Origin of the sequence: Paenibacillus piri (assembly GCF_004354045.1) — a bacterium.
GTDB lineage: Bacteria > Bacillota > Bacilli > Paenibacillales > NBRC-103111 > Paenibacillus_S > Paenibacillus_S piri.
Genome location: NZ_SMRT01000001.1, coordinates 387,984 through 403,016 on the forward strand (window position 1 = coordinate 387,984; position 15,033 = coordinate 403,016).

Annotated in this window: 15 protein-coding genes and 1 pseudogene; 9 read left to right on the forward strand and 7 right to left on the reverse strand. The window is 51.5% G+C overall.

The window, feature by feature from the left end:
- Nucleotide 1: 1 nt before the first annotated feature.
- The 4 genes from E1757_RS01655 (at nt 2) to E1757_RS01670 (ending at nt 4,928) form a co-directional block, all read left to right on the forward strand.
- The gene (locus E1757_RS01655) at nt 2–1,954 is read left to right on the forward strand and encodes a transporter substrate-binding domain-containing protein (RefSeq protein ID WP_133225078.1); all 1,953 of its coding nucleotides are present in this window, start codon (nt 2–4) and stop codon (nt 1,952–1,954) included.
- A complete protein-coding gene (locus E1757_RS01660; RefSeq protein WP_133225079.1) occupies nt 1,939–3,300 on the forward strand; it encodes a sigma-54-dependent transcriptional regulator in 1,362 nt (453 codons plus the stop codon). Before E1757_RS01655 ends, E1757_RS01660 begins: the two co-directional genes overlap by 16 nt.
- A gap of 24 nt (nt 3,301–3,324) precedes the next feature.
- Nucleotides 3,325–4,308 carry a TAXI family TRAP transporter solute-binding subunit gene (locus E1757_RS01665; RefSeq protein ID WP_133225080.1) on the forward strand — a complete coding sequence of 328 codons (984 nt, stop codon included), beginning with the start codon at nt 3,325–3,327 and terminating at the stop codon, nt 4,306–4,308.
- A 260-nt stretch (nt 4,309–4,568) separates the two neighbouring features.
- Nucleotides 4,569–4,928 carry a VOC family protein gene (locus E1757_RS01670; RefSeq protein ID WP_133225081.1) on the forward strand — a complete coding sequence of 120 codons (360 nt, stop codon included), beginning with the start codon at nt 4,569–4,571 and terminating at the stop codon, nt 4,926–4,928.
- 107 nt (nt 4,929–5,035) lie between these two features.
- Here E1757_RS01670 and E1757_RS01675 read toward each other — a convergent pair whose 3' ends face one another.
- The 7 genes from E1757_RS01675 to E1757_RS01700 all read right to left on the reverse strand — a co-directional run bounded on the left by E1757_RS01675 (nt 5,036) and on the right by E1757_RS01700 (nt 10,875).
- Nucleotides 5,036–5,968 (reverse strand): phosphotransferase family protein, encoded by a 933-nt coding sequence (locus E1757_RS01675; RefSeq protein ID WP_246078972.1) that lies wholly within the window; start codon nt 5,966–5,968, stop codon nt 5,036–5,038.
- Between the two features lie 2 nt (nt 5,969–5,970).
- Entirely contained in the window at nt 5,971–7,020 is a 1,050-nt protein-coding gene (locus E1757_RS01680; RefSeq protein WP_165971914.1) for a serine hydrolase domain-containing protein, read from the reverse strand.
- Between the two features lie 32 nt (nt 7,021–7,052).
- Nucleotides 7,053–7,196 carry a hypothetical protein gene (locus E1757_RS35640; protein ID WP_165971915.1) on the reverse strand — a complete coding sequence of 48 codons (144 nt, stop codon included), beginning with the start codon at nt 7,194–7,196 and terminating at the stop codon, nt 7,053–7,055.
- Between the two features lie 182 nt (nt 7,197–7,378).
- On the reverse strand, nt 7,379–8,281 hold the full coding sequence (locus tag E1757_RS01685) for an alpha/beta hydrolase (protein WP_246078973.1): 903 nt from the start codon (nt 8,279–8,281) through the stop codon (nt 7,379–7,381).
- A 190-nt stretch (nt 8,282–8,471) separates the two neighbouring features.
- Nucleotides 8,472–9,653 carry an ABC transporter permease gene (locus E1757_RS01690; protein WP_133225084.1) on the reverse strand — a complete coding sequence of 394 codons (1,182 nt, stop codon included), beginning with the start codon at nt 9,651–9,653 and terminating at the stop codon, nt 8,472–8,474.
- 7 nt (nt 9,654–9,660) lie between these two features.
- Nucleotides 9,661–10,401 carry an ABC transporter ATP-binding protein gene (locus E1757_RS01695; RefSeq protein ID WP_133225085.1) on the reverse strand — a complete coding sequence of 247 codons (741 nt, stop codon included), beginning with the start codon at nt 10,399–10,401 and terminating at the stop codon, nt 9,661–9,663.
- 162 nt (nt 10,402–10,563) lie between these two features.
- Nucleotides 10,564–10,875 carry a hypothetical protein gene (locus E1757_RS01700; protein WP_133225086.1) on the reverse strand — a complete coding sequence of 104 codons (312 nt, stop codon included), beginning with the start codon at nt 10,873–10,875 and terminating at the stop codon, nt 10,564–10,566.
- 159 nt (nt 10,876–11,034) lie between these two features.
- On the opposite strand from E1757_RS01700, the gene E1757_RS01705 reads away from it, so the two are divergent.
- From E1757_RS01705 to E1757_RS01725, 5 genes and pseudogenes are all read left to right on the forward strand, one after another.
- The gene (locus E1757_RS01705; protein ID WP_133225087.1) at nt 11,035–11,283 is read left to right on the forward strand and encodes a hypothetical protein; all 249 of its coding nucleotides are present in this window, start codon (nt 11,035–11,037) and stop codon (nt 11,281–11,283) included.
- A complete protein-coding gene (locus E1757_RS01710) occupies nt 11,225–12,151 on the forward strand; it encodes a YitT family protein (protein ID WP_133225088.1) in 927 nt (308 codons plus the stop codon). The genes E1757_RS01705 and E1757_RS01710 overlap by 59 nt, the downstream gene beginning before the upstream one ends.
- A 43-nt stretch (nt 12,152–12,194) precedes the next feature.
- Entirely contained in the window at nt 12,195–13,010 is an 816-nt protein-coding gene (locus tag E1757_RS01715; protein WP_133225089.1) for a uroporphyrinogen-III synthase, read from the forward strand.
- 77 nt (nt 13,011–13,087) lie between these two features.
- A pseudogene (locus E1757_RS37145) lies at nt 13,088–13,822 on the forward strand (ABC transporter ATP-binding protein); the annotation flags it as partial.
- Nucleotides 13,823–14,249: 427 nt separating this feature from the next.
- Entirely contained in the window at nt 14,250–15,020 is a 771-nt protein-coding gene (locus E1757_RS01725; RefSeq protein ID WP_133225090.1) for an ABC transporter permease, read from the forward strand.
- Nucleotides 15,021–15,033: the final 13 nt, after the last annotated feature.

The window sequence follows — 15,033 nt, forward strand, 5'->3', positions numbered from 1 at the left end:
GATGAGAAAGCTGCTGCTCTGGTTATTGGTTCTGTTATGCTTTTCTGCGAATTCCGGATGGGCGGCGGAAACAGACTCTCCTCCCCCGGGAAATGTATTGAAGGTCGGGTTTGAGCGCGATCATCCTCCATTCTCTTTTGTAGACGAAGCCGGAAATCCGACGGGCTTTAATGTGGAGCTTATGGGTTTGATTGCCAAGCGGCTGGGCGTGGAGCTGAAATTCGTTCCCGTGGAAACAAGCGATTTCGCCGAACAGCTCGGGCGGGGAACGGTCGATCTGATCCTGGGCGTGAAATATAGCGCCGCCCGTAGCGAGCTTGTAGATTTCTCGGATTCCTTCCTCTCTCTATCCGAAGCGCTTGTGGTGCCCAAAGAAAATAAAGAGATCTACAATTTGTCCGGACTCAAAGGGAAAGTTGCCTCCGTTCAGCGAGGGAGCAGCGCCATTGATATATTGGGCGATATTCGCGACGTCCGGATGAACATCGCATCCAGTCAAACGAAAGCGCTTGAGCTTCTCCTTCATGGGCGCGCCGATGCCTTTATCGGAGATTATGAAGTGGTCAGGTACTATTTTACAAAGCATAAGCTGGACTCGGAGTATGATGTAAGAATCAATTCGATACATTCTTATGAAATCGCTTTCGCCGTGCGTAAAGGAAACTATGAGCTGGCTCGGCAGTTGAATGAGGGGATCAAGCAGCTGCAGCAAAACGGTGAATTAAAGCGGATCTATAACGCATGGTTCGCTCCTTTGTTCCCGCAGGATACGCTGTGGAAACAAATTTCCTGGATTTTGGGCTTGGTTTCGATAGCCGTATTCGTGTTCATGCTATTTGTTTATATGATCAACAAACGGCTAAAAAAAGAAATTTGGCGTCATACGAAAACGCTTAAAAACTACTTGATTTTTCAACAACAAATATTGGATACGATTGATAACGGCATTTTTTCCATCAATACCAATAAAACGATCCAGCTCGCCAACCGGCGGGCGATGGAAATTTGGAATTTGAAGACCGAGCCGGTGAACACTTGCATCTCCGGATCTTCCTTGTTCAAAGAAATTGAGCAAATTATCGATCTTCCTTTGGATGAAAATGACCATGAGGGGGAATTTGTATTGATTCGGGAAGGCGCCGAAGAGAAGCTTGTCCATTATTACGCAGCCGTCCTAAAAAACGATTTTGACGAGAAACTGGGATGGATTATCAGTATGCAGGACAGAACCAAGGAAAAAAACTTGCAAAACAAACTGGTCCTTCAGGAGAAGCTTCGTTCATTAGGCCAGCTTATCGCGGGAATTGCCCATGAGCTGCGAAATCCTTTGACGTCCATGAAAGTGTTTATCGAGCTTCTTCCTCGTAAAATCGACGATCACAGATACAGACAGGAGTTCATGAAGCATGTGCCGGCAGAACTTCATCGGCTGAATCATGTGGTGGAGGACCTGCTGGATTATACGCGCAGCAAGGTTCCTGTGAAAGAGCGGGTGAATTTGCATGAGTTTCTGTCTTCCGTTATAAAACCGTTTGAACTCCAATATGCCTTTCAACCGATTCAGCTGATCAACCTGGCGGAGAAGGGAACTTCTTTTTATTTTGACAAGCAGCAAATGAAGCAAGTATTCATTAATATCATTACGAACGCCGTGGATGCCATCGCGGAGAGCGAAGTAAAAATGATTACATTCGAGGCCGGGACGATCGATGGTTATCCGTACATTCGCGTTCATGATACAGGGGCGGGCATCCCTGCCCATGAAATATCGAAGCTGTTCCAGCCCTTCCATACAACCAAAAATAACGGGGTAGGTCTCGGTTTATACATTTGCTACCAAATTATGGCCGAGCATGGCGGAGAGATCGCCGTTCAATCCGTTCCCGGCAAAGGTACAACTTTTACATTAAAATTTCCAGGAGCAGGAGGCGAATTTTTATGCACTCCATCTTAATTATCGATGATGAACAAGCCATTTGTACCTCCTTGATGTTCGCGCTGGAGGATCAGTACCAAGTGTTTGCGACAACGTCGCCCGTTGAAGGCTTGGCTATTGTCCGCAAAGAAAAGATCGGAGCCGTCCTGCTCGATATGCGGATCGCCGGGGTGGACGGTTTGTCGCTGATCCCGGGGCTGCTCGAAATTTCGCCCAAAACTTCCGTTATTGTCATGACGGCATTCGGAACGATTGAAACCTCGGTGAATGCAATGAAGCTGGGAGCGTATCACTATTTGACCAAGCCGCTGAATTTGGACGAGGTCCGCATTTTAATTGAAAAATCGCTGCACTTTAACGATTTGAAGCATGAAGTCGAGCGTCTTCATGAAGTGCTGCGGCCGGAGGACAGCTATGCCGGCATCATCGGCAAAAGCCACGCGATGAAAAACTTGTTCGGGCTTATCGATAAAGTGAAAAGGATTGATTCCGGCCTGCTTATTACAGGGGAAAGCGGTACGGGGAAAGAGCTGGTGGCCAAAGTTTGCCACGAAGAAGGAATCAGACAACGAAAACCGTTCTCAGCGCTGAACTGTGCGGCTATACCGGAAACGTTGCTGGAAAGCGAGCTTTTCGGGCATGAGAAGGGAGCCTTTACCGGGGCATTCCAACGAAAGGAAGGCATATTCGAACAGACACATGGAGGTACGATATTTCTTGATGAAATCGGGGAGATGCCGCTGCATCTTCAAGCCAAGCTGCTTAGGGTCATCCAGGAGCGGGAAGTAGTCCCCATCGGCTCGAATCGGCGTAAACAAATCGATGTCCGCATTATTGCCGCCACCAACCGGAATTTGTTCGAGGAAGTAAGCAAGGGCGCATTCCGCGAAGACCTGTACTACCGCTTGAATGTCATTCCGGTGCATGTGCCGCCGCTGCGTGAAAGAATCGACGATTTGCCGCTCTTGACCCATCATTTTCTTCAAGTTTACGGGTTGAAATTGGGTAAAACGGGCGTTCATTTTCATCCTTCGGCGATGGACGTGCTCTATCGTCATTCTTTTCCGGGGAATGTGAGGGAACTGTCCAACATTATCGAATACGCGGTGGCTTTGTCCAATGATACCCTGCTGAATGTGCATGATCTTCCCGTTTATTTGCAGGAAAGAGCCTTCGAGCGAGTAAATGACAAGGAGGGCGTGTTCCTTCCTTCGATGCTGACCCTGGAGGAAGCCGAGCGGGAGTTTATTTTGCATAAGCTGCAGCTTTGTAACGGGCACCGCAAAAAAACGGCTGAAGCCTTGGAGATCAGCGAACGAGGGCTTCGTGATAAATTAAACAAATTTTTGCCATCCAAAGACTAGAATGAAAAGGGAGGAAATTTCATCATGCGGCGTGTACTCCTATTTTCACTAGCGCTTTTCATAACAGGCTTATCCTTGTTCGTGTATCGGACGATTCAAACCTCCAGCCATCAGCCAAACCAAAGCCGTGGGGATGCCGATCATCCTATCGTTACCATTGCAACCGGCAGCGCTTCAGGTCCTTACTTTACGATTGCAAGCGCATTAGCCAAAAGGTACGAAGAGCGGCTTGGATTAACGGCGTCCGTGCTGACAACAGGCGGCTCGGTGGAAAACATGAGTCTTATCGAGGCGGGGAAGGTAGATATGGCCTTCGCCATGTCGGATGCGGTTACGTTTGCTTACGAAGGGGCCGAAGGCGTCAAAAAAATGGAAAACCTGCAAGCGATGGCCGGACTTTATTTGAATTATGTGCAAATTATTGCGTTAAAAGGCAGCCCCGTTCATTCCATCTCCGATTTAAAGGGCAAAAGGGTCAGCGTGGGCGCCCCGGAGAGCGGGGTGGAGATGAATGCGCGTTTGCTGCTTGGGGCGTTGGGGATTACTTATCAGGATATAAAGCCCGAATATTTGTCCTACACCGAAGCGGTGGAGCAGCTGAAAAACCAAAAAATCGATGCCGCCTTTTTTACTTCGGGGCTGCCCAATCCGACGGTCACCGATTTGGCGATAACGAAGCCGGTCTCGATTGTCCCCATTCCGATCGAGGAGATGGAGAAATTAAAAGAAACGTATCCGTTTTTCCGAATATCGGAAATTCCCGCAGACACGTATCAGAATGAAGTCCCTATTCCAACGGCGGCTATCCTGAATGTGATGCTCGTAAATAACGATTTGGACGAAGATCTCGTATATAAGCTGACCAGGGAGTTTTTTGACAGCCTTGAATTTTTGCGCGATGCTCATAAAGCGGCGCAATCCATCGATCTGGAGGAAGCGCGGCAAAATCTTCCGATCCCGGTTCATCCCGGCGCGGCAAAATTTTATAAAGAAATCAGGACCGATTAACATGGGGCGACGGATTAACATGATAATCTTATTCATAATCAGTTTTTCCCTTGGTTGAATAGAAAGTATAAGATTGTATACTTTGCTTCGCTCAAACTTGATAAACGAGCTCGCCCCCCCCAGGGATGGCAAAGCCGTTTATCCTTGAGTATATATCGTATTTTTTGATATAGTAGCATCAAGCACCAAGAGGGAGCGCTTTCGCGAGCGGCTCCTTGTTCTCATCCGAGAGTAGAACATATAAGGAACGGAGGGTTAACATGAAGGTCCAACGAATCGTCGCCAACATCGATACGGACAATATTGCGGAGGCCAAACGCTTTTATCAGGACGTGCTTGGCCTCGATTTATTGATGGATCTCGGCTGGATCGCCACTTACGGCTCGCACGGGGAGATGAAGATCCAAATCAGCTTCGCCTCGCAGGGTGGTTCCGGCACGCCGACGCCGGATCTGTCGATTGAAGTCGATGATGTCGATGCCGCGCTTGAACACATGAAAAATGCCGGATTTCCGATCCAGTACGGACCGGTTGACGAGCCTTGGGGCGTTCGGCGGTTTTTTGTAAGAGATCCGTTCGGCAAGCTCATCAATATTCTTGCTCATCTGCAATCCGATTGACGCCTGCCGTTGGCAGGGCTGAAGGTGCTCTGCCTGGCTTCGGGCGGCAGCCAGCAAGGACCGATACTGACGAAGGCGGTCAAGATCAGGCTGTAGATCACAGCCAATTAATTTTGGTACCATCGGGGTATAGCGCGTTCAAAATTGTGATGGTCGTCCAGCACGATGCGAATACGAGCCAGCATGGACTCCAATTGCTCCGGTGCTGCCTGCAGGGTCCATGAAATCGTGGAGAAGATCGTAAACGCCGTATATAAAGCATACAGATTCCAGAAATGAACGGGAACCGAGCCTTTGAAATATTCGTCGATTTGCCCGATGGAAAACGGTATACTGACTTGACGGCTGAAAAAGGCTATTTTCAAAAAGTCATGATAAGGATCTCCCCAATCGTACCGGTTAAAGTCAATAACACCGGCGTATTGACGATGATGAACAAGCAGGTTGCCCGGATGAAAATCGTCATGCTGGAACCGATTGGGGCGATCGTTCATCCATGCCAGGTTCGCTTCTATGAAAGAAACGATGACGGTCTCCTCGGGCAGTCGAATCCCGCAGCTCATATAGTCCTCGAATTGTTTCTTATGCTTTGCGATCCGTCTGAGATGCCAAGCGCCCCAATTCGCAGGAGCTTCCAACCCGTGCATAAGCCGCAGCTCGCTTCCAGCTTTGCTTCCTATCTCGTATTGTTCATTGCTGGTTAAAGCGGGGACAATGTCCGAGGCATCTTCACCTTCTGCGTAACGCAGCAACATGTAGCACATATCCAATGGTTCGACGATGCCAAATTGGACAGGCGCGGACGTATTGACGCCTATTTTATGAACGCGTTGAACAGCTTCGAACTCCCGCTGTTTTTGCTCGCTTTTTTGCAGCGTGGCGGTTCGAAGCACATAGGCGGGCCGACCCATATTTGTAAACAGGAAATATTTTCCGTCGGATGAAAATCCTTTGTGGATTTTTGAAACCGATGCAATGTTGTTCAACAAAGGGATATGCTCACGAATAGCTTGTACGTCCAGCTCATCTTTTTCCGGCATGCTTACCTCCTATCGGGCTGCTCGGCTTGTCTCGCACAGGCCGCTGCCAAATTGCCGAACTCTTGCAAATAATCGTTGTAGCCGCGTTCGTTTTCCGCGTAATTTCCTTTTTCCTGGTTGGACATACGGACTACGACCAGTTCCAGCTCGGGCACGACCAACAGAAGGGGGCCGTATAAACCGACAATTTCATACGAGTGCCGGGGTATCTCGCTGCCGATTGGACATTGTGACGACTCCCCGTCCTTGACGAACCACAGGCAGCCGTTCCGGGGGAGTCCCGCTGGCAGCTGCAGAGGCGCTTGAACGGAGACGGCAGTCCGGATCACCGATTCAGGCACGATCTGTTTGCCGTTGATGCTGCCTGATTTTAAATGCAGATATCCCCAATAAGCGAGTTCCCTTGCGGAGACAAACAAATTCCCCTGAGAACCGTCGGTTGTCGGTCTGATGCGAACATGGGCCTGCTTGTCGCGAATAACAGGTACGAGCTGGTCGCTAGCGATGCTGCGGTAACCCGTTTCTTTCCAGCCTAACGGCTCGAATATTTGTTCACGGAGCAGATGGAAATAAGGATATTGCAAAGCGCTGCTGACCAAGGATTGCAGCAAACCAATTCCTGCGTTGTTGTAGTGCCAATCCGTTCCCGGCGCAAAGCTTCTCGCTAATTGTCCGTCTTGTTCATATAGCCCGTGCGTATGAGTCAACAAGTTCCGGATCGTAATTCCTGTACATGCAGCCTTTTCTCCATCGCTAACCTGCAAATAGTTTAATATCGGATCATCCAGAGACGCTATCTTTCCCAAATGAAGCGCCCATGCCGTTGCAAGTCCAAGGTAGCTTTTCCGGACCGAGGCGACATTAAATTGTGAATCCGCTTGTATATGTCTGGCCGATTTCTCAAAGGAGTGCGCGCCGCTGTAATATTCGGCGACAATCCGATCCTTTTGGATGACAAATAGAGCACATGCAGAGGCTCCATTCAATTCATTGATCCGCTCGACATAAAACATCAGACGATCAAAATCGCGATTTGCTTTTTTGTTCAGCATCGTATAGATATCCCCCAGTCGGGCGTGATGAGTCATTCATAATTATACAGTTCAGCGGTTCTCTTTAAAAAATAATGCCCTGAAGACGAATCGGGGACGCTGCGAATAATATCAACCGTATCGTTCATCGTTATTTTGGGAACCGGAATCCCCATGATTTTTGAAAAATTTTCCATGAGCGCATCCACCTTCGACAAATATAACCATATTTTAACATAACGCCTTTGGTAGTTATACCACATTGCCTAATCCCAGCCCAAAAAAGCCGCCGCACATGTTGTGCGGAAGCTTCTTCTGCCGCCGGGAGGCTGGAACACACCTATGCTTCTGCGGCATGCCAGGCAGATCACCGGCTGCTTTACGGATGCAGGCTGTTGTAAAACTCGAGTACTCTGGTTTCATATTCCTTCGGCAGTACCGCATGCGCTTTCCCATGCGATTGGCCGGCCGGCGCTTTCCACAGCTGAAAGCGGTCTGCGTGCTTCTCCCACATCGACTCGCTATTGCGGAGCGGAATGGACTCGTCGTCCGCGGTGTGAATGAACAGCACCGGGCGCGGATAAATAAGGTCTACGGCGCTCAAGCCGTCGACCTGATCCGTCACAATGCCGGTCAATGGCGGCAATATGCCAAGGATGAGCGGAGTGAACGGAAAGTTAGGGAGATGCGACCATACCGGCAAATTTTGCTCCAAATAATGGGTCAAATGATTGAATGGACTGTCCGCCACAACGCCGGCAATTTCCGGATCCTTTGCGGCCGCGAGCAGCGAGGCGGTAGCGCCCATCGAAAAGCCGTGCAGCGCGATTTTGCCCGGATGATGGGTGCGGGTCCAATCGATCGCTCCGAGCAGATCGAACTGCTCCAAATAGCCGACTGTCGTCAGACTGCCGCCGGATTCGCCGGAATTGCGAAAATCGAACATGAGCACATTATAGCCGTGCGCCGTAAGCTCCTTCGCCAGCTTGAGCGCTTCCGCTCCGGATTGCAGCCGGTTTTCCCTGTACCCGTGGGCCATAATGATGTTCAGCTTGGCTGCGTTCGAGCCTCCAGAGCCGCCGGAGCCGTCCGATACGCCGGAAGCGGGCAGAAACCAGCCCTTCAGCGTGACATCCTGATTCCGGCTTGCGAATTGGACCGGCTCGAACGGAATTCCGTGCTTGTCCGGGCTATCGGTCAACGGTTTAGGCTCGGGATGCGTCAGCTTCCACCCGACATAGGCGGAGACAGCGGCGCTGCCCAGAATCAATAAAACAAGCAAAATTGCAAAAGTCCGTAGCCATTGGGCGGTTCGTCCGCGGCGCGGGCGCGGGGCTCTTGTGATTGCGGGAGTAGGTCGCATAGCCAAGTTCCTTTCCGGATCAAATAATGAAAAGTAACTTTAGATTATACGATAAGACGGCGGCGGGCAACCATTTTTGTCGTATATTGACAGGTTTATCCCGGCACGCTCAGCGAAAGCGGTGATACCAGCCCGAACCTGTGGCGCATAGCATAACTAAGCCTGCGGCATAAAACGGGTTGGAAAATGTCCAAAAGGCGGGCAGGGCGAGCAAAACCAAGATAGCCAGATGAATACGGAAACGAACCGCGCCGACCGAGCGCCGTACCGATTGCTCGCGGATCGGATAAATATACTGCCAGAGATGACCTTGATAATAGCGCTTCAAATCGGCAAGCTGTAGCGCGCCGATGACCGCGAGCGCCGAATAGACGCTGGCAAGCGCCAGATCATGCCGGATCGAACTCAACAGCAGCATGCCGACGATAGTCAGTCGCGCGATAATGCCGAACAGCTCCGAGCGCAGCCATACAAGCGTGTACAAGTAAGTATAGGCATGGCTCTGGCGAAAAGCGACGGAACGGGTCAAGCCGTCCAGCCAGCGGAAATTTCTTGCTTTGCCTTGAACGGCGGGTACGTCGATGAACCAGTTCAATATCCGGTAAATGCCCGCTTTATGCGCCAGCTCGAGCTCGATCAGCAGGCTCCAGTTCACGACATACCGGTTCGGCAGCCGCAGCAGGAGAAGGTAGGCGACAGCCGCCAGCGACAACAGCAAAATGCCTGCTGCAGGCCTCATCGCAAACAAGGCATAGGCGGATAAAACGCAGAGTGCCCATCTGAGGATAGCGTACCATCGCCGCGACCGTTTTTCCTGCATTTGCAGCTCCGTCCATTTTCCTAACAGCATGATGCGTTTAAATAGGATCCATATAATGAGGAAAAGCGGAAACAGCCACCCGTTGGCTCCGGTCATCTTATGATAAAGCGGCCACAACAGAAGCCAGACCACGGTCACGACGGCAGTCTGCACGATCAGCGCACGGTTCAGCGAGAGCCTCAGATACAGCGTCATTCCTTGCTCTTGCGGCAGCAGAAACAGCGTGTCCGCCTCCTGTAAATACGTGCGGATTTTGCCGCCCGCTAGCGCGGGCAGCATGACGGCCGCGGACAAAAGCGCCCATGGAAATTCGGGCGTCACCCAAAGCATAAACTGCCGGTACGCGAAGCTGAACAGCAAAATGGCCACACCGGCCGCCAGCGCCGCGCTCTGCAGCGCATAATGAAGATAGGGTCGAATTTCTTTAAGAAACAGCGCGGACCGGCTGCGGAATAAAGCTTGCAAATCCATTAACCGCTCAGCTCCTTGTCACCAATTCGCAAAACACATCGTCCAGCGCCGTGCCGTTCGGCATACCTGCGGCATCCCGAAGCGCATCCACACCGCCGGAGGCGATCAGTTTTCCATGATGCAGCACGAGGAAACGGTCGCAATACCGTTCAATCGTCGCCAATATATGGGAGCTGATCAGGATGGAGGCGCCGCTTTGCTTTACGCTGACCATCAGCTCCAGCAGCGAGCGCATGCTGAGCGGATCCAGCCCGAGAAACGGCTCGTCGATAATATAGAGCTCCGGCTGAACGAGAAAGGCGCATAAAATCATCACCTTTTGCCGCATCCCTTTGGATAAATGCGAGGAAAGCCGATCCGTTAACGTTTCCATTTGAAACTGCTTCAATAACGGGTCCAGACGCTGCTCATATACGTCGCGCTCCAATCCATATGCTCTGGCTGTCAGCTCCAGATGCTCGCGCACCGTCAGCTCCTCGTACAGCAGAGGGCTTTCCGGTACGTAGGCGAACGTCTTTCGGTACTGCTCCTGCGATGCGGCCAATGGCTGCCCCTTCAAACGAATTTCTCCCTGATGAGGCAGCATTAAGCCGAGAATATGCTTGATCGTCGTGCTTTTTCCCGCACCGTTCAGCCCGATCAGACCGACCATTTCACCCGGCTGCACATGGAAAGACAAATTATGCAGCACCGGCTGAATCCGGCTGTACCCTCCGGTTACCCCTTCGACTTCAAGCATCGGTTTCATGAGGGTTCCCCCTTTACATTTCCTTCCTCTTAGACTAGCGGAAATGCCGGCACTTTTCCAGTCCGGCCCAACAGGCCCGCGCGGCGGTCAGCGGCAAGCCGCGAAGCGAGCTTCAATATATGCATGAACCTGCGTTGAACGGCGGCCGTCAATGCCCCGGTTTTACTTTTGGCTGCCGCCCTGGCTTTTCGTCCGCGCTTTGTTCGTCCCGCCCGTTTTGCCCGTTTTGCCTGCCTTGCCCGTTTTATGCGCTTTGTCCAGCTTCTTTAACTGCTCCTTGTCCAGCTTCCGCTGTTTTTCCGCTTCGTCGTATTCGTACTGCTTCACGTTTTTATACATCTTCATTTGCTCTACAAGCTGTGTATCGATCGGCTTCTCCGGCTGGGGCTTTTGACTTTGCGCTTTTTGCTTGCCGCATCCGTACGTCTGAGCGACAAACAATAAACAGAGGAGTAACACGGCGATTCGTTTCATAGGTTTCGACTCCCTTCAATAACAATAGTAATTTCCGGTTATTCCTTACTTTGCCCCCGAATTTGGAAAACTTGTCATGAATGAAAAAAAGTTTGAATCTTTGTATACAAATGAATACAATAGTATTAAGAAGAAAAAAAGGAATGGAGGATGTAAAAAATGGCGGAAACCTACCGTAAGTCAAAAATCGAGCATTATTTGGAACGGCTGCAGGTCCGGAAGCGATCCTTAATGAGCCAATTGGAGATGACCGAGCTTAAGCAGTCGCGGGAATTTATTTGCGGACAGCTGTCGGCAACGGATCTCATTATTATGGAAATAACCGTTGAATTTGGCCTTGCGGACATAAATGACGAAGGAGGAGAAGCTATTGACGGAGAGTGCGGTTCAAAGCAGCAAAACACATAACATATCCCCGCAGCACAACCGGGCAACCGGAATCCAGCTGTTGAAAAGAGCGGTCTTTTTGCTGCTTGGCGCGGGATTTGTGTCGGTGGCGCTGGAAATTTTTCTCGTACCGAACAATATTATTGACGGGGGCGTAGTCGGTATTTCGATCATTACGGCTCATTTGTCGGGCCTGCCTCTAGGCATATTTCTATTCCTTTTTAACCTGCCGTTCTTTTTTCTCGGCTACAAGCAGATCGGTAAAACGTTTGCTTTATCGACCTTGTTCGGCGTTCTGATCATGTCGATCGGCACCTCGCTGCTGCATCCGGTACCGCCTTTGACGATCGATCCGCTGCTGGCGGCCGTATTCGGCGGGATCATACTCGGCGTCGGCGTCGGCATGGTCATTCGAACGGGTGGGTCGCTGGACGGCACGGAAATCGTCGCCATACTGGTCAACAAGCAGACCCCGTTCTCGGTAGGCGAAATCGTCATGTTCCTGAACCTGTTTATTCTCGGCAGCGCCGGTTTTGTGTTCGGCTGGGACCATGCGATGTATTCGCTGATTGCTTATTATATTGCCTTTAAAATGATTGATATTACGATCGAAGGCTTTGACGAATCGAAAGCGGTATGGGTGATCAGCGATTCGTACCGTGAAATCGGAGAAGCGATATTGAGCCGGCTGGGCCGCGGCGTTACGTATTTAAACGGGGAAGGCGGCTTTACGGGCGGCGATAAGAAAGTGATCTTCTGCGTGATCACCCGGCTGGAGGAAGCGAAGCTGAAATCGATCGTCGAAGATTGCGATCCCAAGGCTTTTCTGGCGGTTGGCAACATCCATGACGTCAAGGGCGGAAGATTCAAGAAGAAAGATATTCACTAAACGGAAGCAAGCTGTTCACTAACTGGATGAAATGAGGATCATAATGAGTAAGCTGGAGGGTAAACGAATCGCACTGACCGGTCCGCGAAAAGCTGCCGAATTAAGCGTGATTGTGGAAAAGCTGGGCGGCATTCCGCTTGTTCGTCCGGCACAGGGCACCGTAGCGGTCGAGAAGGAGCAGGTGGAGGCGGAGCTGCGGGAATTTCTCCAAAAGAGTGCGGACTGGATCATTCTTACTACGGGAATCGGAACGGAAATGCTGTACCAGGCCGCAGAGGCCATGGGATCCGCCGACGCGTTCGTGAAGCGGCTGAAGGGGACGAAGATCGCCGCCCGCGGCTACAAAACGACGAGATATTTAAAGACGATTGGCTTGACGCCGACCGTCAGGGACGATGACGGTACGACGGCTGGCCTGATCCGGGCGTTCCAGGCTTGCGATATCCGCGGAAGCCGTGTGGCTCTGCAGCTGTACGGAGATCATGCGCCCCGGCTTGTGCAGTGGCTGAAGGAGCGGCAGACGGACGTTTATCAAATTTTACCCTACCTGCATGTGCCGCCCGATTTGGCCGTGCTCGATACGCTGATTTCGGAAATCAGGCGCGGAGAGATCGACGCCGTTACGTTTACGAGCACGCCGCAGGTACGCTTTATGATGGCTTATGCCCGGGAACGCGGGGATGCCGAGCAATTGCTGGCAGCGTTCGCCGGAACGACGGTCGCCGTGGCCGTCGGCAAGGTGACGGCGGAAGCGCTTCGGGAAGAAGGCGTCGAGCGCGTCGTAGCGCCGGAGGAAGAGCGGATGGGCAGCATGATGGTGACGTTGGCCCGGTATTATGACAATTTGCCGGCAACCTGAGCCGGTTTGGTCTGGAACATAAGGATATGGTATACTTTGCTAAAAAGTTACCTATCCTTTTTTATGTTGGAGGCCCCATGAATACAAACGCTGTTGTGCAGCTTCGCGATGTAACCAAACGGATCGGCTCCAAAACGATTGTCGACCATTTGTCGTTCGATGTGCTTCCCGGGGAAATATTCGGCTTTCTGGGTCCTAACGGCGCAGGCAAAACGACGACAATCCGGATGATGGTCGGCCTGATGTCGCTGACTGAGGGAGAAGTGCTGGTTAATGGCATCAGTGTCAAAAAGCAGTTTGAGCAGGCCATGATGTATGTCGGCGCGATTGTGGAAAATCCCGAGTTTTATAAATTTTTGAGCGGGTATCAAAATCTTCAGCATTTTGCCCGGATGATTCCCGGCATTACCGAAGAGCGGCTGAAGGAAGTGATCGCGCTTGTCCGGCTGGAGCACCGGATCTACGACAAAGTGAAAACCTATTCGCTCGGGATGCGTCAGCGGCTCGGCGTCGCCCAGGCAATTTTGCACCGGCCGGCTGTATTGATATTGGACGAGCCTACGAACGGCCTCGACCCGGAAGGTATCCGCGAGCTGCGCGACTATTTGCGCGAGCTTTCGCGGAAGGAAGGAATCGCGGTCATCGTGTCGAGCCATCTGCTGTCCGAGATGGAGCTGATGTGCGACCGCGTGGCGATCATTCAGAACGGCCGGCTGCTAGACGTCCGTTCTTTTAAAGAGATTCAAAGCGATTCCCGGCTGCTGGAGGTTGAGTTCGATGTGGATAACCTTGAGAAGGCGCTTCAGCTGGCAGCAGGCTTAGCTGGCGAGCAGGCGGTGCATTGGATTCCGGCGCCGCCGGGAGCTGCCAAGCCGTACGCCGCAGAAAGCGTTGCCGTCCCATCCGCTGCTACTGAGCCCGAAGCAGACCGGTCCGACACTGTCCAATCCGAAACAGCCCAATCCGAAGCAGACCGGTCCGACAATGCTCAATCCGAAACAGCTCAGTCCGATACCGCCCAACCCGAGACCGATCAGCCGGATATCACCCGGACTGCCGCAGCGGTCACGGCAGCGGAGCATGTGGAAGGCACGCTGGCCGTCAGCCTGAAGGGCGGACGCGAGCAGATTGCGGAGCTGAACGGACTGTTGGTCGGTGCCGGTGTGAAGGTGTACGGCATCCGGATGCATATCCAATCCTTGGAGGATCAATTCCTTGAGGTAACGAGGGGGAATCAGATTGTCTAGCTTGTACCGTCATGTGCAAAATGAGCAGATGAAAATATACAGCCGTACCCGAACCTGGGTCATGCTCGGCATCCTGGTGTTGGCGATCGTCATGATGGCGCTGATGATGAAATATGCGATGGATGTCAGCTTGAATCATGCGTTTCCGTTTTTAAGCTTAAGCACGAATTTGACGTGGCTTGTGTTTATTTTTTCGGTCATTATCGCCGGGGACAGCGTCGCTTCCGAATTTACATGGGGGACGATCAAGCTGCTGTTGATCCGTCCGGTGACCCGCTCGAAAATTTTGGCCGCCAAATACATATCCGTTTTTCTTTTTTTACTTACGCTGCTGCTTGTGTTGTTTATCGCGTCTTACTTTGTCGGTCTGCTGTTTTTCGGCTTGAGCGGAACGGTGAACGAGCCGGATGCGTTTACGAACGTACTCCGTGCGTATGGGCTGAAGTGGGTTGATTTGCTGATGTCGGTAACGCTCGCGTTTATGATTTCCGCCGCGTTCCGAAGCAGCTCGCTGGCGATCGGCTTGTCGATCCTGCTGATGTTCACCGCGAACTCGGTCGTATTTATACTTGTGGCGTTCAAATACAATTGGGCCAAGTTTTTGCTGTTCGCCAATACCGATCTGTCGCCGTATTTTTTGGGCGGGAATCCGCCGATCGCTGGAATGACGCTTGGTTTTTCCGTTACGGTGCTGATTGTATATTGGATTATTTTCTATGGAGTCGCATGGCTTTTATTTACAAAACGGGATATTGCGGGTTAGTCGCGAAAAGTAC